This is a genomic window from Bradyrhizobium semiaridum, assembly GCF_020329505.1.
Classification (GTDB): Bacteria; Pseudomonadota; Alphaproteobacteria; order Rhizobiales; family Xanthobacteraceae; genus Bradyrhizobium; species Bradyrhizobium semiaridum.
In genome coordinates this window covers 25,804-45,171 of record NZ_JAGKJJ010000017.1, presented here as the reverse complement: position 1 = coordinate 45,171, position 19,368 = coordinate 25,804, and the positions used below count along the sequence as shown (strand labels likewise).

20 protein-coding genes and 2 pseudogenes are annotated in these 19,368 nt (G+C 65.7%); 7 read left to right on the top strand and 15 right to left on the bottom strand.

The genetic code is table 11. The features are described 5' to 3' along the window. Nucleotides 1-7: 7 nt before the first annotated feature. From J6500_RS19655 to J6500_RS19640, 4 genes are all read right to left on the bottom strand, one after another. A complete protein-coding gene (locus J6500_RS19655) occupies nucleotides 8-439 on the bottom strand; it encodes an SRPBCC family protein (protein WP_225714339.1) in 432 nt (143 codons plus the stop codon). Continuing rightward, on the bottom strand, nucleotides 436-762 hold the full coding sequence (locus J6500_RS19650; protein ID WP_225714338.1) for an ArsR/SmtB family transcription factor: 327 nt from the start codon (nucleotides 760-762) through the stop codon (nucleotides 436-438). The genes J6500_RS19655 and J6500_RS19650 overlap by 4 nt, the downstream gene beginning before the upstream one ends. Before the next feature lie 218 nt (nucleotides 763-980). Next, nucleotides 981-1,766, bottom strand: a complete 786-nt coding sequence (locus J6500_RS19645; protein ID WP_225714337.1) for a 2-keto-4-pentenoate hydratase — start codon at nucleotides 1,764-1,766, stop codon at nucleotides 981-983. Nucleotides 1,767-1,854: 88 nt separating this feature from the next. Beyond that, entirely contained in the window at nucleotides 1,855-2,883 is a 1,029-nt protein-coding gene (locus J6500_RS19640; protein ID WP_225714336.1) for an SDR family oxidoreductase, read from the bottom strand. 98 nt (nucleotides 2,884-2,981) lie between these two features. On the opposite strand from J6500_RS19640, the pseudogene J6500_RS19635 reads away from it, so the two are divergent. Further along, nucleotides 2,982-3,409: pseudogene (locus tag J6500_RS19635) on the top strand (winged helix-turn-helix transcriptional regulator). 195 nt (nucleotides 3,410-3,604) lie between these two features. On the opposite strand, the gene J6500_RS19630 reads toward J6500_RS19635, so the two are convergent. The 3 genes and pseudogenes from J6500_RS19630 to J6500_RS19620 all read right to left on the bottom strand — a co-directional run bounded on the left by J6500_RS19630 (nucleotide 3,605) and on the right by J6500_RS19620 (nucleotide 5,839). Further along, the gene (locus tag J6500_RS19630) at nucleotides 3,605-4,411 is read right to left on the bottom strand and encodes a phytanoyl-CoA dioxygenase family protein (RefSeq protein WP_225714335.1); all 807 of its coding nucleotides are present in this window, start codon (nucleotides 4,409-4,411) and stop codon (nucleotides 3,605-3,607) included. A 242-nt stretch (nucleotides 4,412-4,653) separates the two neighbouring features. Beyond that, nucleotides 4,654-5,019: an RNA polymerase-binding protein DksA gene (dksA, locus tag J6500_RS19625; protein ID WP_197082755.1), complete on the bottom strand. Its 366-nt coding sequence runs from the start codon at nucleotides 5,017-5,019 to the stop codon at nucleotides 4,654-4,656. 209 nt (nucleotides 5,020-5,228) lie between these two features. Continuing rightward, a pseudogene (locus J6500_RS19620) lies at nucleotides 5,229-5,839 on the bottom strand (NAD(P)-dependent oxidoreductase). A 105-nt stretch (nucleotides 5,840-5,944) separates the two neighbouring features. Here J6500_RS19620 and J6500_RS19615 point away from each other — a divergent pair. Continuing rightward, entirely contained in the window at nucleotides 5,945-6,331 is a 387-nt protein-coding gene (locus J6500_RS19615; RefSeq protein WP_225714334.1) for a winged helix-turn-helix transcriptional regulator, read from the top strand. Nucleotides 6,332-6,335: 4 nt separating this feature from the next. Here the strand turns inward: J6500_RS19615 and J6500_RS19610 are convergent, their stop codons facing one another. Further along, entirely contained in the window at nucleotides 6,336-6,749 is a 414-nt protein-coding gene (locus tag J6500_RS19610; RefSeq protein WP_225714333.1) for a flagellar assembly protein FliX, read from the bottom strand. A gap of 266 nt (nucleotides 6,750-7,015) precedes the next feature. Here J6500_RS19610 and J6500_RS19605 point away from each other — a divergent pair, with 266 nt between their 5' ends. The 4 genes from J6500_RS19605 (at nucleotide 7,016) to J6500_RS19590 (ending at nucleotide 9,572) form a co-directional block, all read left to right on the top strand. Continuing rightward, nucleotides 7,016-8,140, top strand: a complete 1,125-nt coding sequence (locus tag J6500_RS19605; RefSeq protein ID WP_225714464.1) for a flagellar basal body P-ring protein FlgI — start codon at nucleotides 7,016-7,018, stop codon at nucleotides 8,138-8,140. Beyond that, nucleotides 8,140-8,496 carry a flagellar assembly peptidoglycan hydrolase FlgJ gene (gene flgJ / locus J6500_RS19600; RefSeq protein WP_376707831.1) on the top strand — a complete coding sequence of 119 codons (357 nt, stop codon included), beginning with the start codon at nucleotides 8,140-8,142 and terminating at the stop codon, nucleotides 8,494-8,496. Before J6500_RS19605 ends, flgJ begins: the two co-directional genes overlap by 1 nt. 22 nt (nucleotides 8,497-8,518) lie before the next feature. Beyond that, entirely contained in the window at nucleotides 8,519-9,013 is a 495-nt protein-coding gene (locus J6500_RS19595) for a hypothetical protein (protein ID WP_225714332.1), read from the top strand. Between the two features lie 172 nt (nucleotides 9,014-9,185). Beyond that, a complete protein-coding gene (locus J6500_RS19590) occupies nucleotides 9,186-9,572 on the top strand; it encodes a hypothetical protein (protein WP_225714331.1) in 387 nt (128 codons plus the stop codon). A 19-nt stretch (nucleotides 9,573-9,591) separates the two neighbouring features. Here the strand turns inward: J6500_RS19590 and J6500_RS19585 are convergent, their stop codons facing one another. The 3 genes from J6500_RS19585 to J6500_RS19575 form a co-directional block, all read right to left on the bottom strand. Further along, a complete protein-coding gene (locus J6500_RS19585) occupies nucleotides 9,592-9,957 on the bottom strand; it encodes a hypothetical protein (protein ID WP_225714330.1) in 366 nt (121 codons plus the stop codon). Between the two features lie 30 nt (nucleotides 9,958-9,987). Next, entirely contained in the window at nucleotides 9,988-10,353 is a 366-nt protein-coding gene (gene flaF, locus J6500_RS19580; protein ID WP_225714329.1) for a flagellar biosynthesis regulator FlaF, read from the bottom strand. 198 nt (nucleotides 10,354-10,551) lie between these two features. Next, nucleotides 10,552-12,075 (bottom strand): flagellin N-terminal helical domain-containing protein, encoded by a 1,524-nt coding sequence (locus J6500_RS19575; protein ID WP_225714328.1) that lies wholly within the window; start codon nucleotides 12,073-12,075, stop codon nucleotides 10,552-10,554. A 367-nt stretch (nucleotides 12,076-12,442) separates the two neighbouring features. On the opposite strand from J6500_RS19575, the gene flbT reads away from it, so the two are divergent. Continuing rightward, the gene (gene flbT, locus J6500_RS19570) at nucleotides 12,443-12,874 is read left to right on the top strand and encodes a flagellar biosynthesis repressor FlbT (protein ID WP_225714327.1); all 432 of its coding nucleotides are present in this window, start codon (nucleotides 12,443-12,445) and stop codon (nucleotides 12,872-12,874) included. A gap of 74 nt (nucleotides 12,875-12,948) precedes the next feature. Here flbT and J6500_RS19565 read toward each other — a convergent pair whose 3' ends face one another. The 4 genes from J6500_RS19565 to msrB form a co-directional block, all read right to left on the bottom strand. Next, nucleotides 12,949-14,826, bottom strand: a complete 1,878-nt coding sequence (locus J6500_RS19565) for a flagellar protein (RefSeq protein WP_225714326.1) — start codon at nucleotides 14,824-14,826, stop codon at nucleotides 12,949-12,951. 5 nt (nucleotides 14,827-14,831) lie between these two features. Then, nucleotides 14,832-16,718, bottom strand: a complete 1,887-nt coding sequence (gene flgK / locus J6500_RS19560) for a flagellar hook-associated protein FlgK (protein WP_225714325.1) — start codon at nucleotides 16,716-16,718, stop codon at nucleotides 14,832-14,834. Nucleotides 16,719-16,759: 41 nt separating this feature from the next. Continuing rightward, a complete protein-coding gene (locus tag J6500_RS19555; protein ID WP_225714324.1) occupies nucleotides 16,760-18,571 on the bottom strand; it encodes a flagellar hook-basal body complex protein in 1,812 nt (603 codons plus the stop codon). Between the two features lie 236 nt (nucleotides 18,572-18,807). Beyond that, complete coding sequence (msrB, locus tag J6500_RS19550) at nucleotides 18,808-19,308, bottom strand: peptide-methionine (R)-S-oxide reductase MsrB (protein ID WP_225714323.1); 501 nt, start codon at nucleotides 19,306-19,308, stop codon at nucleotides 18,808-18,810. Nucleotides 19,309-19,368 lie beyond the last annotated feature (60 nt).

Genomic DNA, 19,368 nt, shown 5'->3' with positions numbered 1-19,368 from the left:
GACAATCCTACGCTTCCCGCGCCACGACCTGCTCGAGCTTCTCGAAAAACTGCTTCCATCCGGCCTGGGCACCGCCATAGGCCTGCTTCTGGTGCGGCTGAAAACCGCTCTGCTCGACGCGCAGATGGGTACCGGTGGCGGTCGGCGTCAGCGTGAACGTCACCACGCTCTCGAGATTGTAGGCGGCATCCTCATGCGCGAAATTCCAGGTGTAGGACAGCGTCCGGTGCGGCTCGACGGCGAGCACCTTGCAGTCCAGCACGCCGCCCCACTCGCCGCGCAGATTGAAGCTGTGCCCGACCTCGGGCTTGAAGTCGTTCTTCATCAGCCACTCCTCCATCAGGTGCGGTTGTGTCAGTGCGCGCCAGAGCTTTTCCGGCGGATGGGGAAACTCGCGCTCGACGATCGCCGAGCGCGTTTCAGTCGCGGTCTTGGTCATTGGTCCATCCTTTTGAGGAGATCTTCGAGGTGGTCGAACCGGTTCTGCCAGAAGCCGGCCATCCGGCTGGTCCAGTCGATCAGCGGCGACAGCGCGCCGAGCTGGGCGCTGTAATGCGTCTGGCGGCCTTCGTGGCGGTCGCGCACCAGCCCGGCCTGCTTCAGCACGCCGAGATGTTTCGACACCGCCGGCTGCGAAATCCCGGCCTGTGCCGTCAGCCCCCCGACGGTCTGCTCGCCGTCGCGGCACAGCCGCTCGAAGATCGCCCGGCGGGTCGGGTCGGCGAGCGTTCGAAACAGGATGTCGTGGGCGGCGGCAGGCATCCGGAAATCCATAACCCGTTGGCTATGGATAATTCATAGCCATAGAGCTATGGGTTTGTCAACTGGTCAAGATCGAGGTGCGGGGATCATGAGCATCAGACGTCTGCGATCTCCATAGCCAGCCGCTTTACATAGCTTTCCGGCTATGCAGTCACGATCCGTCCGTCATTCCCGGGGCGGCGCAGAGCGGCGAGCCCGGAATCCATCTGGCCGCAGCGCTACGTGAACGTCGCCTCCACCTTGCCGAGGCCCTCGAGCTCCATCACGACCGCATCGCCGGCCTTCAGCCACACCGTCTTGACCAGGCTGCCGGTCAGCACGATCTGGCCGGCGTGCAGGCCGCGGCCTTCGGCGGCGAGATGATTGGCGAGCCAGGCGAGCGCGTTGTGCGGATGGCCGAGCACGTCGGCGCCGGTGCCGCGGCCCTCTTCCTTGCCGTTGATCAGCGCGCGTCCGGTCACCTCGCGCAGATCCGGCGCGGTGATGCGCGGCACCGCCTCGCCGAGCACGCAGCCGGCGGCGAAGAAGTCGTCGGCGATCAGCGTCGGTGCGCCCAGCGTCTCCCATTTGACGTAGCGGTCGTCGACGATCTCGATCGCGGGATAATAGGCCTCGATCGCCTCGCCGACCCATTCGGCGGTGAACGGCGCCTCGCTGGCGGCGAGATTGCGCGCCAGCCGCACCGCGATCTCGCACTCGACGCCGACATGGACGAAATCGGCGAACGGCAGCTTCACGCCGCTCTCATGCACCATCTTCTCGAACACGCCGCCGCCGCACGGATGCGGAATGTTGATGTACTCCTGCATGACAGCGCTGGTGCAGCCGATCTTGTAGCCGACGAGGTTGCCGATCTGGCCTTGCAGCAGATCGTGCAGCGCGCGCTGCACCTGATAGCCTTCGGCTTCGTCGCGCGGCACGATGTCCTTCGTGAGCGCCTTCAGCGGCGCGTTGCTGCGGCGTGCGGCGGCGATCGCCTTTGCCGCCGCGAGGACCCTGTCCATGGCCGCAGCCTCCCTGTTGCTTGTGTTTGCTGGCGGCAATTCAGCACCCGCGGAGGCATCTGGCAAGCGCGCCGGTCGCGCCGCGCCGTCACGCCTTGACGAGGCCGAGCCGGATCAGGCTCTCCGCAGTCGCCACAATCATCTCCTCATTGCCGCGGGGACGCCAGCCGAGCAGCTTCTGCGCCTTGGCGCTGGTCGAGCGCCTGACCTTGCCGAGCAACGGCAGCGCCGCGCGGGCCATCGGGTTGCGCCGGGCGGCGATCCGCATCAGCCAGTCCGGCGCCTGGAACCGCGGCACACGCCGCGCCTTGCCGCCGAGCGTTGCCCGCAGCACGCGGGCGATCTCGAGGATCGACATGGGCTCCCCGGACACTGCGAGGAACCGCTCGCCGGCGGCCTTGGGCGAGGTCATCGCGCGCAGGTGCAGGTCGGCGACGTCGCGCACGTCGACGAGACCGAAATGGATGCGCGGCACCGCCGGCATCGCACCGTCGAGCAGCGCCTTGACGATGCCGAGCGATTCCGAGAAGTCCGGACCCAGCGCCGGCCCGAACACGGCGGTAGGATTGACCGCCGCGAGCTCGAGGCCGCCTCCCTCGCGCGCGACAAAGTCCCAGGCGGCCCGCTCGGCCAGCGTCTTCGACTTCGGATAGGCCTGCACGTCGCCGCTATCGAGATTGCTCCATACCGTCTCGTCGAACGGCGTCGTGCGCGGCGGATGGCCGTAGCCGATCGCGGCGAACGACGAGGTCAGCACGACGCGCCTGACGCCCGCCTCGCGCGCCGCGCGCAGCACGCGCAAGGTGCCTTCGCGCGCCGGAATGATCAGCTCGTTGTCGTCCGCGGGCATGTGGGCGCCGAGCGGCGAAGCGACATGCAGCACGTAGTCGCAGCCGGCCGCCGCCTCGCGCCAGCCGTCATCGCGCGTCAGATCGGCGGTGACGAAGCCGACGCTTTCGGGCGCAACCGCGCCGCCCTCGCGCAGCATCGCGATCACGTCGGCATTGCGGACGGGATTGCGCACCGTGGTCCGCACCGCGTGTCCGGCGGCAAGCAGCTGCAGGATGGTGTGTACACCGATAAATCCGGAGCCGCCCGTGACCAAAACCGTGCTCATGTCGTCGCCCTTCTCCATGGTTCAGGAGCGGCACGGAAATCGCGCCGCCCACCCTGCACTGGCCGCATCTGGTCACTATCTGAGCCGGGGCAAGTAGAATGAATTTCGAGACCGGTATGGAAAACAATACTACCGATATGCGTGACGGCGGCGACTGCGCGAGTTGTGGCGCCGATCCCGCGACGCTCGTCGAATTCAAGCACGCCATCCACGCGCTGGGCGGCAAATGGAAGCTCGAGATTCTGTTTACGCTGATGCATGGCGGCGTCCGCTTCGGCGCGCTGCGCCGCGCGCTGGCGCCGATCACCCAGCACATGCTGACCGCGCAACTGCGCGAGCTCGAGCGCGACGGTCTGATATCGCGCCGAGTGCTCGCCGAGAAGCCGCTGCAGGTCGCCTACGAGCTGACTGATGCGGCCTGGGCCTGACGCCGGCGTTTCGGGAATTGCTGCTGTGGTCGAAAGAGCACGGCGTGCGCCACAGCGCGGTGACCGGCGAGACCGCGCTCGGTAACGGAATCAGCTGAGGGATGTCGAGATGCGGCAGCGTAGACTGCCGCTCTCCTTCTCCCCGCGTGCGGCGAGAAGGTCGGGATGAGGGGATCTCCGCGAGGACGGTGAGAGTTTGATTCGGGAGAGTCCCCCTCACCCGGATTCGAGCTACGCTCGAATCCGACCTCTCCCCGCAAGCGGTGCGAGGTGAAGAACAGCCAACGGCACCTTCACGCCATCCCGAGCGCCCGCCGGATCGCGATCTCCACCGGCGAGTACGCTGCGTCCCCCCGCACGAGCCGGTACGGCTCGCCGGCAGCGAGAGCCGGCTGCGCCATGAAGCGCGGCGTCTTGCCCCGGTGCTGCTGCGCGGCGTGCACGAGGAACGGATGGCACAGATAGACCGTGCCCGCCGCGCCGGTCGCCACCGCGACGTCGCAATCGGCACCGACATCGTCGAGCACCATGCGCGAACGTCCCGCCTCGCCGGCCGGCGCCAGATAGCGGGCCATCGGCAGATGCGAGCCCATCCTGATCCGGGTCGGCGCATCGTCCTCACCGACGTCGGAGAACAGGAACAGCATCAGCAGCGCCCGGCCGCGCGAGACGATGTTGACCCGCCAGGCGGAGAAGTCGCTCCGCTCGTTCGGATCGCAATCGTCGCCGGGGAAGCTGACATCGACATGCCAGCCGGCATCGCCGGGATCGTCCGGATGCGGGAACCTGACCGGAAAGGTTCCGATGTTCTCCCGTGGCCGCCAACGTCCGGGGCCCGCGATCTGGTCGAAGGCCCGAAGCAGCACCGGCGTGTTGATCGCCTGCCGGAACGGCTCCCCGCCATAGCCGGGCAACCGGATCACGGGCTGTCTCCAGGTCGAGGGATCGTGCTCGCGACACGGCAGGTCGCTCCACATGATGGCGCGGCCCTGCTCGGCAAGCTCACGGGGAAAGGCGTTGTCGATCCTGACAAAGCCCTGTTCGATGAATTGCTGAATTTGCGCGGCATCAAGCGCACGCGCGTCGTCTGGATCAGTCATGATGATCTCTCACGCTGTCGCCAGCCGTCGGCCCGCGCTGCGCGGAACCTGGGCCGGCTCATTTCGGTTTCCACTGGAATTTCCCGGGGCGCGAAGCCGCGGGGCCAATCAGCGCTCCCAATAGGAAGCGGAATCAGCAGCCCAGGAAGAAGACCGCGGCGATGCTGAGAGTACGTGTCATCATGGCGGCGCGAACCTACTAGCGGCGCGCGCCGGAGGCAATGCGTGGCGTTGCGCCGCCACTATTCGTCGCGATACACCTTCTCGCGCTTCTCGTGACGCTCCTGCGCCTCCACCGACAGCGTTGCGATCGGACGGGCTTCGAGCCGCTTCAGCGAAATCGGCTCGCCGGTCTCTTCGCAATAGCCGTAGGTGTTGTCTTCGATCCGCTGCAGCGCCGCGTCGATCTTGGAGATCAGCTTGCGCTGGCGGTCACGGGCACGAAGCTCGATCGCACGGTCCGTTTCCGAGGACGCGCGGTCGGCGAGGTCAGGATGATTGACGTTCTCTTCCTGCAGCGTCTGCAGCGTGATCTTCGATTCGCGGAGGATCTCGTCCTTCCAGGCCAGCAGCTTGGCGCGGAAATATTCGCGCTGCCGCTCATTCATGAAAGGCTCTTTTTCAGTCGGCCGGTAGTTCTTCAGCTTTTCCAAAGGCAGCCATGTCCCTATCAGGCGGAGGGAACGGGCCCCCTCCGCGCGGCGCCTTATATAGCCACGTCTTGTGACAGACAATATCTGCAACCAGGAAAGGCGGGCCGCCCCCAAGGCCTTGCACAGGCAAACTTATCCGGCCCGACCGGGGACAGCCCGGCCCCTCAATAGCCGACCGTGAAACGCTGGCGCAGGTGGCCCGGCCGCTCGATTTCGTCGGCGAGTGCGACTGCGAAGTCCTCGAACGAGATCCAGCTCTTTCCGGCCGGATCGGCCAGAAGCTGGTCGGTCCCGAGCCGGAACTTGCCGGTCCGCTCGCCCTCCACGAACAGGGCCGAGGGCGACAGGAAGGTCCAGTTCAGCTCCTTTTCTTGCCGCAACAGGTCGAGGAAGGCCGCGCCCTTCTCGGCCTCGGCCTTGTACCGGGCCGGGAAGTCGGGCGTCGTCACCAGCCGGACGCCGGGAGCGACCTCGAGGCTGCCTGCGCCGCCGACGACGAGGTAGCGGCCGACGCCGGACGCCTTGGCGGCCCCGATCAGCCTGGCCAGGTCGCTGGCCAGGAAGTGGACCGAGCTGATCGCGGCGTCATGGCCGGCCCACAGCGCGGCGAGCCCGGCCTGGTCGAACACGTCGCTTTTTTGGCGGTGACGTTGGGCAGGGCAGCGATCTTCTCCGGGTTGCGGGCGATGGCGGTGACGGCGTGGCCGCGGCGGGCGAGTTCCGCCGTGATGCGCGAGCCGGCGCGGCCGGATGCGCCGGCGATGGCGATCTTCATCAGATAGCTCCGAATACTTGGTTTCCGATGGTGACTAGATAGCGAAACGGATGTAGGTGTGAAGAACGCACTTTTGCCTCACCTGATTACGCCGGAGTGACCGCGATGAAAGCCGCAAGCCTGAAGCCGGATGCCTATTCGGCGAAATGCCCGACGCGCCAGATCCTCGACCGGGTCGGTGACAAATGGGCGGTGCTGATCCTGCTGCTGCTGCGCGGCGAGCCGATGCGCTTCAACCAGTTGCGACGGGCAATTGAAGGAATCTCGCAGAAGATGCTGTCGCAGGTCCTGAAGAGCCTGGAACGCGACGGGCTGCTGCGCCGCCGCGCCATCGCCACCGTTCCGGTGACGGTGGAGTATTCGATCACGCCGCTCGGGCTGACGCTCGCCGAAGCGGTCGATCCGCTGCGCGACTGGGCCGAGCAGAACCTGAAGGAGGTGCTGGCGGCGCAGCGCCGCTACGATGCGCAGCAGAAGCAGCTCGCGGCTTAAGGGATCAGTATTGCCCGGCCTTGGCGAGTTCGACCTCGACTCGCAGCTCGATCTCGCCGAGCACCGCATCGAGGCCGCGATCGCCGGAGGATTCCTTCAGGCTGGCTGCGGCATCGCGCAGCCGGTTCACCGTGCCGGCATCGAAGCTGCCGGAGAGCAGCCCGAGCTTGAGCTCGTCGAGCACGTCGAGCGCGCCCTTGCCGCGCGCGACCGAGCGCTTGCGGCGTTCGGTCGGATCTTCGACGCCTTGCAGCGCGAGCAACGCGTCGATGCTCGCCGCGGCCTTCGGCGCGGTGGCGGAGCGGACTTCCTCTTGCGCCGAGGTCGCGTCCGGCAGCGCGAAGCCGCCCGACGCGGCGCGGCGCGCCGGGCCGCTGGGCGCGCCCACCATGGTGCCGTTCGGTCCGTAGATGCGCATCGTGCTGATCCAGTAAGGCCTGATTGCCGCGAGCATCGCCGCCTTATGGTTAATGATGCGTAAACGACCCGGCAATTTCTGCCGCCGCACGGCAGTTTCGCGCACCCTGTCAAACCGCAGCAAAACGGCGAACCGACAATTTCGATAAAGCTATCAACATATTGCGCCAGAGAAGGGTGATGGCACGGGGCTCGCATGGTTAATCGCGGATCGCCGTCATGGGAGTGTCGCGCAATCCGCCAGTGAAGTTCGAGGGGAGCATCGGGATGCCCGGCATCCGCACCGCAAGACTGTTCGCGATCGCCTGCGCAGCGCTGCTGACGCTGGCGGCATCCGCCATGCCGGCTGGCGCGACGTCGCGGATCAAGGACCTCGCCAATATCGAGGGCGTACGCCAGAACCAGCTGATCGGCTACGGTCTCGTGGTCGGCCTCAACGGCACCGGCGACACGCTCAACAACATCCCCTTCACCAAGCAGTCGCTGCAGGCGATGCTCGAGCGCATGGGCGTCAACATCCGCGGCGCCACCATCCGTACCGGCAACGTCGCCGCCGTGATGGTGACCGGCAATTTGCCGCCGTTCGGGACTCAGGGCACCCGCATGGACGTCACGGTGTCCGCGCTCGGTGATGCCAAGGATTTGCGCGGCGGCACTCTGCTCGTCACTCCCCTGCTCGGCGCCGACGGCAACGTCTATGCGGTGGCGCAGGGCACGCTCGCGATTTCCGGCTTCAACGCCGAAGGCGAGGCCGCCAAGGTGGTGCGCGGCGTGCCGACGGTCGGCCGCATCGCCAACGGCGCCATCATCGAACGCGAGATCGAGTTCGCGCTGAACCGGCTGCCGAACGTGCGCCTCGCGCTGCGCAACGCGGACTTCACCACCGCCAAGCGCATCGCCGCCGCGGTCAACGACTATCTCGGCGTCAAGACCGCCGAGCCGCTCGATCCCTCCACGGTGCAGCTCTCGATCCCGCCGGAGTTCAAGGGCAACGTCGTCGCCTTCCTGACCGAGATCGAGCAGTTGCAGGTCGATCCGGATCTCGCCGCCAAGATCGTGATCGATGAACGCTCCGGCATCATCGTGATGGGCCGCGACGTCCGCGTCGCCACCGTTGCGGTCGCCCAGGGCAATCTCACCGTCACGATCTCCGAGAGCCCGCAGGTCAGCCAGCCCAATCCGCTGTCGCGCGGCCGCACCGTGGTGACGCCGCGCAGCAGCGTGCAGGTCACCGAGGACGGCAAGAAATTCGCGGTCGTCAAGAGCGGCGTCTCGCTGCAGCAGCTCGTCGACGGCCTCAACGGCCTCGGCATCGGGCCGCGCGACCTGATCAGTATCCTGCAGGCGATCAAGGCCGCCGGCGCGATCGAAGCCGACATCGAGGTGATGTGATGGGAAGCCTGGTCAACAGCACCACCGGCAGCATGCTGAAGAACGCGATGATGCCGATGTTCAACGGCCGCCCCGATCCGGTGCTGCAGGACGCGCTGAAGAAGGTGTCGCCGCAGGCTCAGGCCAAGGCGAAAGCCACCGCCACCGATTTCGAATCGATGTTCCTGAACTCGATGTTCTCGCAGATGACGACCGGCGTGAAGGGCGACGGCCCGTTCGGCGACACCGTCGGCACCGGCGTGTGGCGATCGATGCTGACCGACCAGTATGCCAAGAACTTCGCCAAGGCCGGCGGCGTCGGCATTTCCAGCGACGTGTTCCGCTCGCTGATCCTGCAGCAGGCGAACAAGAGCTGACTTCGCTCAGAGGAGAAGCGTGATGAACCAGCGTCCACAGCAGCGGCCAGCCTCCGCCCCCGCACGGCCGATGGCGTCGACGCATCCAGACGTCGCACGGCTCGCCCACGAGCTCACCGAGGTGATGAGCGGACTGCTCGCCGTGATCGAACGTGAGACCGAGTTCGTCCGCGCCGGCAAGATCCGCGACGGCATGCAGCTCGAGGCGCAGAAGTCGGAGCTGTCGCGCCGCTACATGCTCGCGGTGGAGCATCTGAAGGCGATGCAGAAGCTGCTGTCGCAGACCGAGCCCGAGCTGCTGGCGACGCTGCGGCGCCATCACGACACGTTCCGCGCGATGCTTCAGGTCAATTTGACGGTGCTGGCAACCGCGCACGCGGTCTCCGAGGGAATCGTGCGCGGCGTCAACGCCGAGGTGCAGCGCCGCAACATCCCCAACACCTACACCGCGACCGGCCAGCGCGCGACGCCGGGCCCGCGCAACATGCGGCCGATCGCCGTCAGCCGCTCGCTCTAGCCCCAAGGCGCGCGCCTTCGCCTACAATTTTCGTCAATTTGGCGCGCGGGCGTCAGCGCGGCATTCAGCGAGTTCCCTAACAGGCTATTGATAGGTTCCCCGTACAGTTGCGGATCGAGGAGGGTTGGGATTTGACTCAAGCAAACTAGTGCCTGCGCACTACGAGGCTTTCATGAGTGCAGATTTCAACATCAAGCCGGCGGGGGCGCTGGTTGCGGCGCCGATGGTCTCTCCGGCCAGCCAGACGGCGCAGAAGGCGGTTCCGACCGAGCTGCCGCCGAGCCAGAGCGTCACCGCTCCGGAGCCGATCGTGCGCGTCACCCTCGACCCGAACGCCGTCAACGCATCGCTCTCCAATCAGGCCGCCTCGGTCAAGAACCAGGTCATCATCGACCGCGACGCGCGCGCCGTGGTCTATCAGGTGGTCGACAACCGCACCAACCTCGTGGTGCGGCAATATCCGGAGGAAGCGGTGCTGCGCCGCCGCGCCTATTTCCACACCCTCGACCTCAGCAAGGATGCGCCGACGCGGATGCGCGCAACCGACCGCCGCGCTTGAGCGAAACCAGCGCGCGGCATCACGTCTTCTGGGAAGCGTAAGCCTGATCCAGATAGGTCTGGCCGCTGGCGGGATCGGTGACGACATTGCTGATCATTGCCGTGCCCTGCTTGATCAGCGAGAACTTGGTGTCGCCGATCCGGAACGCGCCGTCCTTGATCAGGACGTCCTGGTACTTGCTGGTGCCTTCGCTCTGATAGTGCACCTTAGCGCGGAAGCCCGACACGTTCGACACCTCGACCGTGAACGACTTGTTGTTGGCGTACTTGCCGCTCCAGCTGCCCTCATAGAGGTTCGGATCGACCGCCACATAGGGCGTCTTTGACGGAACCGACAGGCCGACCGCCTTGTAGTTGGCCGACAGGATGCTCATCAGGTCGGCCATGCCGGGCTCCGCCGAAAAACTCGGGATCGGTCAGGCGCGGCCGGAGAGGCCGGCGGCGAGATTGCAGTTGATGTCGATCAGCGACTTCAGCTTCGCCGGGTCGGGATTCATCTGAATCTCGACGGTCTGTTTCATCACGAACACGCCGATATTGGCAATCTTCTGCCGGACCTCGAGCGGCTGCGGATTGTCGTCGCCCTGCGCCGCGCTCAGGAAGATCGACCACAGGCGGCGATTGAATAGCAGCGCCTGATCAAGCGCCTTGTCGGCACCGTTCCAGTTGCTCTGGACGTCCTGTAGCTGCCGGGCAGCCTTCAATAGCGCCTGCGCTTCGATTTCGCGTGGGGACGCCGTCACCGTGGACGTGCGAGCGTAGGCCTGGGCTGCATTCGACATTCAATGACCTCGATGGGAAGCGGATTTCTCGAGCCGCGGAGACGCAATTCTAGCGCCCGATATTTATGCAGCCGGCGCCTTTAAATATGGTTAGCGGCCGTTACGAAATGCGCCCTTCTCGTGGCCCTAGTATCCCGGGCAAAAGAAAACGGCGGGTCTACCCCGCCGTTTCCGAGTCGATATCCGTCGCGGCTACGCTTAGCGGAGCAGCTGCAGCACGCTCTGCTGCGACTGGTTGGCCAGCGCCAGCGCGGACACCGCGATCGACTGGCGGGTCGACAGCGCCTGGCTGTTGGCCGCTTCCTCGTTGGTGTCGGCCAGCGTCAGGTTGGACGAACCAGTCTGCAGCACGTTGATCAGGTTCTTCGAGAAGTCCTGACGGGTCTGCACGATCGACAGGTTCGAACCCAGCGTCGAGGCCTGTGTGCGCAGGCTCGAGCTCGCCGCGTTGAGCGCCTTGAGCGTGGTGTTGGCCGAAGCGTTGTCCAGGAAGTCGGTGCCGGCAGTCAGCTTGGAGAGGTTGAGGCCGGCAGCGTTGAACGTCACGCCCTGGATCTTCAGCGTCGAGGTGCCCGTCTCGTTGAAGGTCAGCTTGAGCTGATCGCCGTTGAGCAGGTTGATGCCGTTGTAGGACGCGTCCTGGGAGGTCGTGGTGATCTGGTCCAGGATGTTGTTGTACTGGTTGACAAGGTTGGCGCGGTTGGCCAGCGCGGTCGGATCCTGCACCGGCGCGCTCGCCGTCAGGCCGGCGAACGGAGCGCCGACACCGGCAGCAGTACCGCCGATGGCGCCGATCGTCGCCGACGCGGCATCGTTGGTGGTGCTGATGGTGATCGCACCGGTCGAGCTGAGCGAGGCCTGCAGGTTGTTGCCCGCGAGCGCGGCGTTCAGATCGTTCAGCGACTTCACCTGGCCGGCGCCGGTGCCGAAGGTGATGTTGGTGGCGGTGCCGTTGCCGGTCGCACCGATCGTCAGCGTCAGGTTGTTGAGCGGGCTGGCGCCAGCCGTGCCGTTTGCGGTCGCCGAAGCGCCGGCCGGGAGACCCAGCTGCGTCGCGTCGCCCGAGCTGAACGTGCCAACCGTCAACGTGTCAGCAGTGCCGGCAGTGCCGGTGCTGGTCAGAACCAGCCTGCCGGTGCCGTCGATCGTGGCATTGACGCTGGCGCTGGTGCCGACCTGGGTGTTGATGGCATCGCGGACCTGCGCGGCGGAGTAGTTCGCGCCGGAGTTCAGCGTCACGGTCTGGCCGTTCACCTGGAACGTCAGATTGGCGCCGGCTGCGGTGAGGTCGATGCCGGAATAGGCGCCGGTGCTGGTGAGCGACGCGTTGGTCGGGGTTGCCGTGCCGAGCAGATTGTCGGCGGTCGCACCCGCGATCGCGGTGGTGGTCACCTGCGACTTCTGCGAATAGCCGACCGCGGCCTGCAGCGCCTGGTTGGCGACCGACTTGGCGCTGTCGACCAGCTTCTGCAGCGAGGTGATGCCGGTGTTGGCAGCCTGCAGCACCTGCACGCCGTTGCTGATGCCGTCCAAGAGGTTGTTGATGTCGCTGGCGCGGTTGTCCAGTGCTTGCGCGGTGAAGAAGTTGGTCGGGTTGTCGAGAGCCGTGTTGACCTTCTTGCCGGTGGCAAGGCGGTTCTGCGTGGTGGAGAGCAGATCGGCGGTGGACTGGAGGGAGAGGAGGTTCTGACGAACCGAAGCGGAGAGAACAATACCGGACATTTTCATACCTTTCTGGTGTGAAACTGAAGGAAAAAGCCGCTCCAATCCTTTCTGATCGGGCGGGTAGCGCGAAGATGCGTTCAAGCCGCGAAGGAAAAAGAAATCTCTGCAACCGTATTTGAGACAAATGCAAAAGAATAAAATTGCCGCGACTGGACGAAGTCCGCCTCCAAAGCCACTGACGTGACTGCCGATTCCCGCTGGCCGCCGTGAACGCCGCGTCGCCTGCGTTCACCAAGCGTTAACCATCATGGGAAAGGATCGCTGTCGCATCGGCGACCTGCCGCGACGGCGGCTGCTAAGCATGCCGAACTCGACGTCGATCCGCAGCAACGACGCGCGCGACTGCCGGCAAAGGAGAACGGGCATGGCCTTGAAGGTCGAACTCAAACCGAACGAGCGCATCATCGTCGGCAGTTGCGTGATCACCAATACCGACCAGCGCGCCCGCCTCCTGATCGACGGCGACCGCATTCCGATCCTGCGCGAGAAGGACATCCTGACGCCGGAGACTGCCGATACGCCGGCGAAGCTGATCTATCTCGCCGTGCAGCTGATGTATCTGTCGCCGGATCCGATGGCGCACCACCCGACCTATTTCAGCCTGGTGCGAGACATCATCACCGCGATGCCGAGTGCCTGGCCGTTTATCGAGAGCATCAACAACTTCATCCTCAACGGCGACCTCTATCACGCGCTGAAGGAATCCAAGAAGCTGATCGCGCACGAAGACAAGCTGCTGGAGAGCGCGCGGAATTTGAAGGCGGCAGGTCAGGACGACACCCGCAAGAGCGCGTGAGCCCTCTCTCGCGTCCGGATCACAAAAAGGCTTCCGCAAGGAGGCCTTTCTTATTCGCAGCCTGGTATCGCGCGTCAGATCGGCAGATATTTCAACAGCGTCGTCTGATACAGCATCGAGGTGGTCTGATAGGACGCCTGCAGGCTGGTCTGCAACGCCAGGATCTTGGTCGCGACCTCGTCCGGATTGATGCCCTCGACCGAGTCGAGCATGGTTTCCGCCATTCCCTTCAGCTGGGTCTGGCGGTCGGTGGCGGCCTTGGTCGCGGTCTGGGCGCCGGCGAATTCGGCCTGCACGTCCTGGATTTGCTGCTGGCCGTTCTGCGGCGCGAGATTCGCCGTGATGCGCTGCGCCAGAGCGGTCACCTGCGCACTGGCATTGGGATTGCTGGCGTCGGTCGTGACAGCCGCATACACCGCGACGTTCTGCAGGAGATAGCGGAACGCCTGCTCGTTGGCGCGCGCGCCGTACTGCACCGAGATCGACTGGTCGACTTGCGCCACCGCAGTGCCGCGCGCCGAGCCCGCGCCGTTCTCGCCGGTGTACCAGTAGACCGTGTTGGCGGGCGTGCCCGCCACCAGGCCGGTGGCGGTATCGAACGGCGGGCCGCCGACCCTGAGCGGCGCCGGGTTGGCGGTCGTATTGTTGGCGATGCCGAGCGCGCCGAGCGCTGCCGGATTGGAGCTCGAGATCGACAGGTCGGCACCGTCGGCGCCGTGCAGCGTGATCGCGCCGTTGCTGATGGTCGACGGATTGTTGGTGCCGCTGATCGCATCGATCTTCGCCAGCAGCGTCTGCACGTTGTCGGTAATATTAACCTGGTTGCCGGTCGCGCCCGAGGCCACGAAGGTGATCGGCGTGCCATTCACCGTGATGGTATCGCCGGCGGCGAAACTTGCGGACAGCGAGTCGGTGCCGGCCGCGCCCGACAGCGCGGTGGCGCCGGTGATCGGCGCCGCCGGGGTGTTCTGGTTGTTGACGGCGGCGCCCGAAACGGTCGCGACCGGATTGAAGAAATTGTTCGATGCGGCGATTGCGGAGGCTGCGACCAGCGCGGTGTCGCTCGAGGTCTTGATCGACGAGGTCAGCGTCGTCTGCAGGTTCGCCGTCGTCGCCGCGGTATCGGCGCCGATCAGGAACGATCCTGCCGGCGGCGGGTTCGTCGTGGTCGCGGTCAGTTCGATCGCTTCCGTGGTGCCGTCGGGCAGCGTGAAGTTGAACTTGACGGTGTCGCCCTCGCTCGGATTGACCGCGCCGAGATCGACCGATGCCGATTTCGGCGAGCCGGCCGGCTGGGTCACCGTGGCGCCGGTCAGCGACGACTGCACCGACAGCAGCTTGAGGCCGAACGCCGAGCCGTCCTCGGCGATGCTGGTCACCGTCGTGGTCGCGGGCGGCGACGACACGGTGAGGCGGCCCATGCCGCCGGTGCCCTGATCGGCCAGCTTGCGCTCCTTGATCAGCTGCGTGAGGCCGGCCTGGGTCGCGGTGCCGTTGAGCATGGTGTTGGCGGGGACCGTGGCCGGCGTATCCATGCCGCGGCCGGAAAACAGATAGCGGTCGCCCGACTGGCTGTTGAGCATCGACACCGCGTTCGAGAACGCGGCCTGCGCCGTGATCTGCCCCGAGGTCTGGCCGTTCTGGTTGAGCGTCAGCGTCGCCGTGGTCGCCGCGTTCTTCACCTGGGCATTGACGTCGGACAATCCCTGCAGCGCGAGATTGGCGACGCTCAGGCGCGTGTTGAGGTTGGTCGCAGTGTCGGAAAACGCGTTGATGCTGCTGATCTGCGCCCGCAGGCTGAGCGCAAAGCCGCGATCCAGCCCCTGCCCCGCATAGGTCGACGACACCTTGCCGGTCGCCAGCTGCGTCGTCAGGTCGTTGAGCTGATTGCGCAGGTTGAGGATCGTGCTGCCGATATAGGAAGTGCGGCCGCTGACGCCATCGATCGACATGTGACTTACCCTCCAGCGATCTGCAGCAGCGTATCGTACATCTGCTTGATCGACGACATCACGCGCGCATTGGCGGAATAGGCGTTCTGCAGCGCCAGGAGATGCGCCATCTCCTCGTCCATGTTGACGCCGGAGACCGAGTCCATCTTGCTCTGCAGCGTGTTCAGCACGACGTCCTGACCGTCCGCCAGCTGCTTGGCGGCGGTTGCCGCCTCGCCCTGCGCGCTGATGAACTGCCTGGCGAAATTCAACAGCGTGCCGGTCAGCGGAGCTGAGCGGGTGCCGAGCCCGGTCTGCGGCGAATAGGTGTGCGAGGCGTTGGCCAGCTGGTCCAGGATGAAATCGGACCGCGTGGTGTCGCCGGCCGGCGTCTGCGGATTGGTCGATGAGATCACCATCCGCGAGGGATCGCCGATCAGGCTGGTGTTGACGCTGATGCGCGCGGCAAGGCCGGTGGTCTGCGAGCCGTTGGCGGTGATCGCGCCGGTGTAGAGCCCGCCATTGTCGGTGAACAGCGGCAATTGCGGATTGCCTGAGGTGAGCGAGGACACCGTAGTGGTGACGGATGCAGCGGTGATGTCGGCGCGGTTGGCGGCGCCGTCGTCGAGCACGCGCAGCGTCGAGCCCGATGGATTCGAGAACTGCAACCCCGCCGTGGTGCCCAGCGCGCCGTTGAGCTGCGCCAGCACCGAGCTCATGCCGCCGGAGAAATCGATCCCGAGCACCTCGTCGTTCGGATCGACGGTCGCATTGTTGCTCAGCGGCAGCACGCTCGGATCGTCGACACGGATGATCGACAAATTGTGCGTGATGCCGGTGGCGTTGTCCTTGTAGGTGAGATGGATGGTGTTGCCGCTCTGCAGCCCGGACAGGTCGAGGTCGTAGCCGGACTGCGCGCCCGACGTCGCCGCGGTGCCTGCGGTGGTCTTGTCCGACAGCGCGCTCGCCATCGACGCCGCGAACTGGTCGATCTGCGCCTGCGCCTTCGCCAGCGTGTTGTCGCGCAGCTCGAGATAGGCTGCGATCTTGCCGGAGCGGATCGAGTTGGTCGACACCATGTCATAACTGCCGCCATGCGGGAAGTTGATGGTGATGGTGCCGACGGTGCTCTTGGTCGGATCGGGGTCGTACAACGCGTTGGGCGTCATCGTGCCCTGGGCGTTGAAGCTGAGCGTCGCCGCCTCGGTGCCGACCAGCTGCACGCCGGAATTGGTGAACACGGTCACCTGGTTCTGGCTGTTGGTGACGGTGCGGATGTCCATCAGCTGGGACAGCTGCGAGATGTACTGGTCGCGCTGATCGAGCAGTGCCGCGGTCGACGCGTCGGTCGAGCCGGTGCTGGCCTGGAGCTGAACGTTGATGCGCGCGATCTGCTGCATCGCGTTGTTGGCGGTGCTGACGGACTCGCTGAGGCCGGCCTCGGCGTTGGCGCGCAGGGTCTGGATGCCCTGCGACGTCGCGTTGAGCTGCTGCGCCAGTGCCTGTGCGGCATTGACGGCGCCGATGCGGGCCGATTGCGATTCCGGGCTGGTCGACAGGCCCTGCAGCGCGGTCAGGAACTTGTTGTAGGCGTCCTCGATCGTGCCGGTGGAGTCGGGATTGCCGTAGACGCCCTGCAAATTGGTCAGGAAATCCGAGCGGACGCCGGCATAGGCTGCCCCCGACATCTCGGTGCGAAGCTGGGACTGCAGGAATTCGTCGAGCTGGCGGTTGACGCCGGTGATCAGGACGCTCGATCCGAAATTGCCGGTGGTGCCGCTGACCTGGTTCAGCGTCTTCCTGACGTAGCCGGGCGTCTCGGCATTGGCGACGTTCGACGACACCAGCGACAGCGACGCCTGCGTGGCGCGCAGGCCCGACATCGCGTTGGAGAGGGCTTGGCTCAAACCCATGCTGTGTTACTCGCCTTTACTGCCTGCGCGCGCCGAGGAGATCAGCGCATCACGTTGAGGAGATCCTGCACCATCGAGTTGGTGGTGGTGATCACCTTGGTGTTCGCCGAATAGGCCTGCTGCGTCACGATCAGCTTGGTGAACTCGTCGGCGATGTCGGTGTTCGAGCTTTCCAGCGACGAGCCGACGATGGTGCTGCCGCCCTTGCCGAACAGCGCGCCGCCGGACTCGTCGGTCGCCTCGAACGCGCCGCCGTCGATGCGCTTGAGGAAGTTGGTGCCGTTGAAGGTCGCCACCGAGATCTCGGCGAGGTCGATGTTGCGGCCGTTGGTGTAGTTGCCGACGATGCGGCCGTTGGTGGAGACGCTGACCGATTGCAGCTGGCCCGCGGGGAAGCCGTCCTGCTGGATCTGGTTGACCTGCACGTTGCCGTTGGAGTCCGCGAACTGGGTGATGCCGCCGGTGCCGAAATTGATCACCGGGCTGCCCAGCGACACGCCGTTGACGACGGCGTTGTTCAGCGTCACGGAGGAGATCGCCGGCGATATCTGCCCGTTCGCGCCGAAGGTGAAGTTGATGTTGACGTTCTGCCAGGCGACGTTGGTGCCGGTGGCATTGGGGTCGACCTGGTAAAACAGGTTCCAGGTATCGGTATGGCCGCCGCCGAGCGAGGCGCTGTCGGTCTTGGCCCAGCGGAACTGCAGGTTCACCGGCGCGCCCGAGACGTCGTAGGCCGTGACCGAGCCGCCGGCGATGGATTCGTCGCGGAAGGTCGTGCTGTCGTTGCCGATCACTTGGCCGGTGCCGACCGTGCCGCCGCCGCCGCGGTTCGCAACCGCCGAGCCGGTGAAGCCGAGCGCCTGTAGCGCCGCCGTGTTCGAGCTCTGCACCAGGAGGTCGGCGTTGGTGCCGGAATGCAGCGTGATCGCGCCGTTGCTGGCGATCGAGGAGGCGGGCGAGGAGCCGGTGATGCCGTTGATCTTGCCGAGCAGGGTGCCGATGGTGTCGGTAATGTTGAGCTGGTTGCCGGTCGCACCGGACGCCACGAAGGTGAAGACGGTGCCGTTGATCGTGATGGTGTCGCCGGCGACGAAATTGGCGGAAATCGAGTCGGTGCCGGCGGCACCGTTCAGCATGGTGCTGGCGCTGTTGGCGACAGACGGCGTCGCCTTGTTGCTTTGCGCGGAGCCGGTGGTCGCGGCGTCGGTATAGGGCGCGGCCGGCGTGCCCAGCACCAGCGGGTTATGTCCGGCGCTGAACGAGCCCGGCCGCAGCAATTCGGAGCCGGGCACCGAGGTGTCGTGCTGCGTGGTCAGGGGATAGGACGCGAGGTTGGCGCGGTAGTCGATCTTGGTGGTCTCTTGCGCCGGCAGGAAGTCGTTCTTGAAGCGCAGCACCTCCGGTGCTGAGCCGGCCGGGTTGCCGGTGGTCGGGTCGATCGGCACGCCCTCCAGATAGTAGCCGGCGCCGTTGACGAGATAGCCGTCCTTGTTGAGCTGGAAGTCGCCGCGGCGGGTGTAGCGGTCGACGCCGTCGAACACAGGCGAGCCGTCGCTGAAGCTGCCGGGCTTCTGCACCGCGAAGAAGCCGTTGCCGTTGATCGCCATGAACGTCGCGACCGACGCCGACTGCACGTCGCCCTGCACCGAGTTGGTGGAGCGCGACTGCGCGGTGACGCCGCCGGCGAGCTGCGCGGTCAGCGCGGTCTGCGGCACGAGGTCGAGGAACGAGGTATCGATCCGCTTGAAGGCCGTGGTCTGCGAGTTGGCGATGTTGCCGGAGATGTTTTCCAGTGCGTACGACCCTGCGCGCAAGCCGCCGACAGCCGTCGTAAGAGCGCCGAAGATACCCATGACATGTTCTCCAATTCGATTCCCGGCGGCTGGCAATCAGATGTGGCCGCATCGGCGGAGCATGTCGCAAGGGTCGTGCCAGGAAGCAAAGCACAACAAAATCATGCGCTTGAAAAAAAGGCCCCGGCCGTTTAACCGGGGCACAATTGCCGGGCCGGCAACAATTGCCGGGCCGGCAGCGCAGGTCTGACCGCGCTACCTAGTTCTGTTTTGACGCTGTTTCGCCGCTATGGACGTCAGGTCGCCGACGGCGCCGCCGGGTGGAACACCAGCGCAAAGCCGTCGATGCAGTAGCGCAAGCCGGTCGGCTTCGGACCGTCGTCGAAGACGTGGCCGAGATGGCCGCCGCAGCGGCGGCAATGCACCTCGGTGCGGACCATGCCGAAGGTGCGATCCGAGGTGGTGCCGACCGCCTTCTCGAGCGGCTGGTAGAAGCTCGGCCAGCCGGTGCCGCTCTCGAACTTGGTATCCGACGAGAACAGCGGCAGGTCGCAGCCGGCGCAAGCGAAGATGCCCTTGCGATGCTCCTTGAGCAGCGGGCTCGAGCCCGGCCGCTCGGTGCCCTGCTTGCGCAGGATCTCGTATTGCTGCGGCGTGAGTTGCGCGCGCCATTCGGCGTCGGTCTTCTCGATCTCGAATTTCTCGGCGGCCTCGACCGGCGAGGCGCGCAGCCAGCGCAGGGAGGCAAAGCCGAACAGGCCGGCGGCGGACGCGAGCAGGATACGGCGATCGAACATGATCTCCTCCGGAGCGGATAGCCAGGATTAGCGACTTGAAGCACGATGATATCATCGTGC

What these genes read in the sequence shown, in the direction of transcription:
- J6500_RS19655 (WP_225714339.1), bottom strand. Translation starts at nt 439, where the DNA reads ATGACCAAGACCGCGACTGAAACGCGCTCGGCGATCGTCGAGCGCGAG.
- J6500_RS19650 (WP_225714338.1), bottom strand. Translation starts at nt 762, where the DNA reads ATGCCTGCCGCCGCCCACGACATCCTGTTTCGAACGCTCGCCGACCCG.
- J6500_RS19645 (WP_225714337.1), bottom strand. Translation starts at nt 1,766, where the DNA reads ATGGACAGGGTCCTCGCGGCGGCAAAGGCGATCGCCGCCGCACGCCGC.
- J6500_RS19640 (WP_225714336.1), bottom strand. Translation starts at nt 2,883, where the DNA reads ATGAGCACGGTTTTGGTCACGGGCGGCTCCGGATTTATCGGTGTACAC.
- J6500_RS19630 (WP_225714335.1), bottom strand. Translation starts at nt 4,411, where the DNA reads ATGACTGATCCAGACGACGCGCGTGCGCTTGATGCCGCGCAAATTCAG.
- dksA (WP_197082755.1), bottom strand. Translation starts at nt 5,019, where the DNA reads ATGAATGAGCGGCAGCGCGAATATTTCCGCGCCAAGCTGCTGGCCTGG.
- J6500_RS19615 (WP_225714334.1), top strand. Translation starts at nt 5,945, where the DNA reads ATGAAAGCCGCAAGCCTGAAGCCGGATGCCTATTCGGCGAAATGCCCG.
- J6500_RS19610 (WP_225714333.1), bottom strand. Translation starts at nt 6,749, where the DNA reads ATGCGCATCTACGGACCGAACGGCACCATGGTGGGCGCGCCCAGCGGC.
- J6500_RS19605 (WP_225714464.1), top strand. Translation starts at nt 7,016, where the DNA reads ATGCCCGGCATCCGCACCGCAAGACTGTTCGCGATCGCCTGCGCAGCG.
- flgJ (WP_376707831.1), top strand. Translation starts at nt 8,140, where the DNA reads ATGGGAAGCCTGGTCAACAGCACCACCGGCAGCATGCTGAAGAACGCG.
- J6500_RS19595 (WP_225714332.1), top strand. Translation starts at nt 8,519, where the DNA reads ATGAACCAGCGTCCACAGCAGCGGCCAGCCTCCGCCCCCGCACGGCCG.
- J6500_RS19590 (WP_225714331.1), top strand. Translation starts at nt 9,186, where the DNA reads ATGAGTGCAGATTTCAACATCAAGCCGGCGGGGGCGCTGGTTGCGGCG.
- J6500_RS19585 (WP_225714330.1), bottom strand. Translation starts at nt 9,957, where the DNA reads ATGGCCGACCTGATGAGCATCCTGTCGGCCAACTACAAGGCGGTCGGC.
- flaF (WP_225714329.1), bottom strand. Translation starts at nt 10,353, where the DNA reads ATGTCGAATGCAGCCCAGGCCTACGCTCGCACGTCCACGGTGACGGCG.
- J6500_RS19575 (WP_225714328.1), bottom strand. Translation starts at nt 12,075, where the DNA reads ATGTCCGGTATTGTTCTCTCCGCTTCGGTTCGTCAGAACCTCCTCTCC.
- flbT (WP_225714327.1), top strand. Translation starts at nt 12,443, where the DNA reads ATGGCCTTGAAGGTCGAACTCAAACCGAACGAGCGCATCATCGTCGGC.
- J6500_RS19565 (WP_225714326.1), bottom strand. Translation starts at nt 14,826, where the DNA reads ATGTCGATCGATGGCGTCAGCGGCCGCACTTCCTATATCGGCAGCACG.
- flgK (WP_225714325.1), bottom strand. Translation starts at nt 16,718, where the DNA reads ATGGGTTTGAGCCAAGCCCTCTCCAACGCGATGTCGGGCCTGCGCGCC.
- J6500_RS19555 (WP_225714324.1), bottom strand. Translation starts at nt 18,571, where the DNA reads ATGGGTATCTTCGGCGCTCTTACGACGGCTGTCGGCGGCTTGCGCGCA.
- msrB (WP_225714323.1), bottom strand. Translation starts at nt 19,308, where the DNA reads ATGTTCGATCGCCGTATCCTGCTCGCGTCCGCCGCCGGCCTGTTCGGC.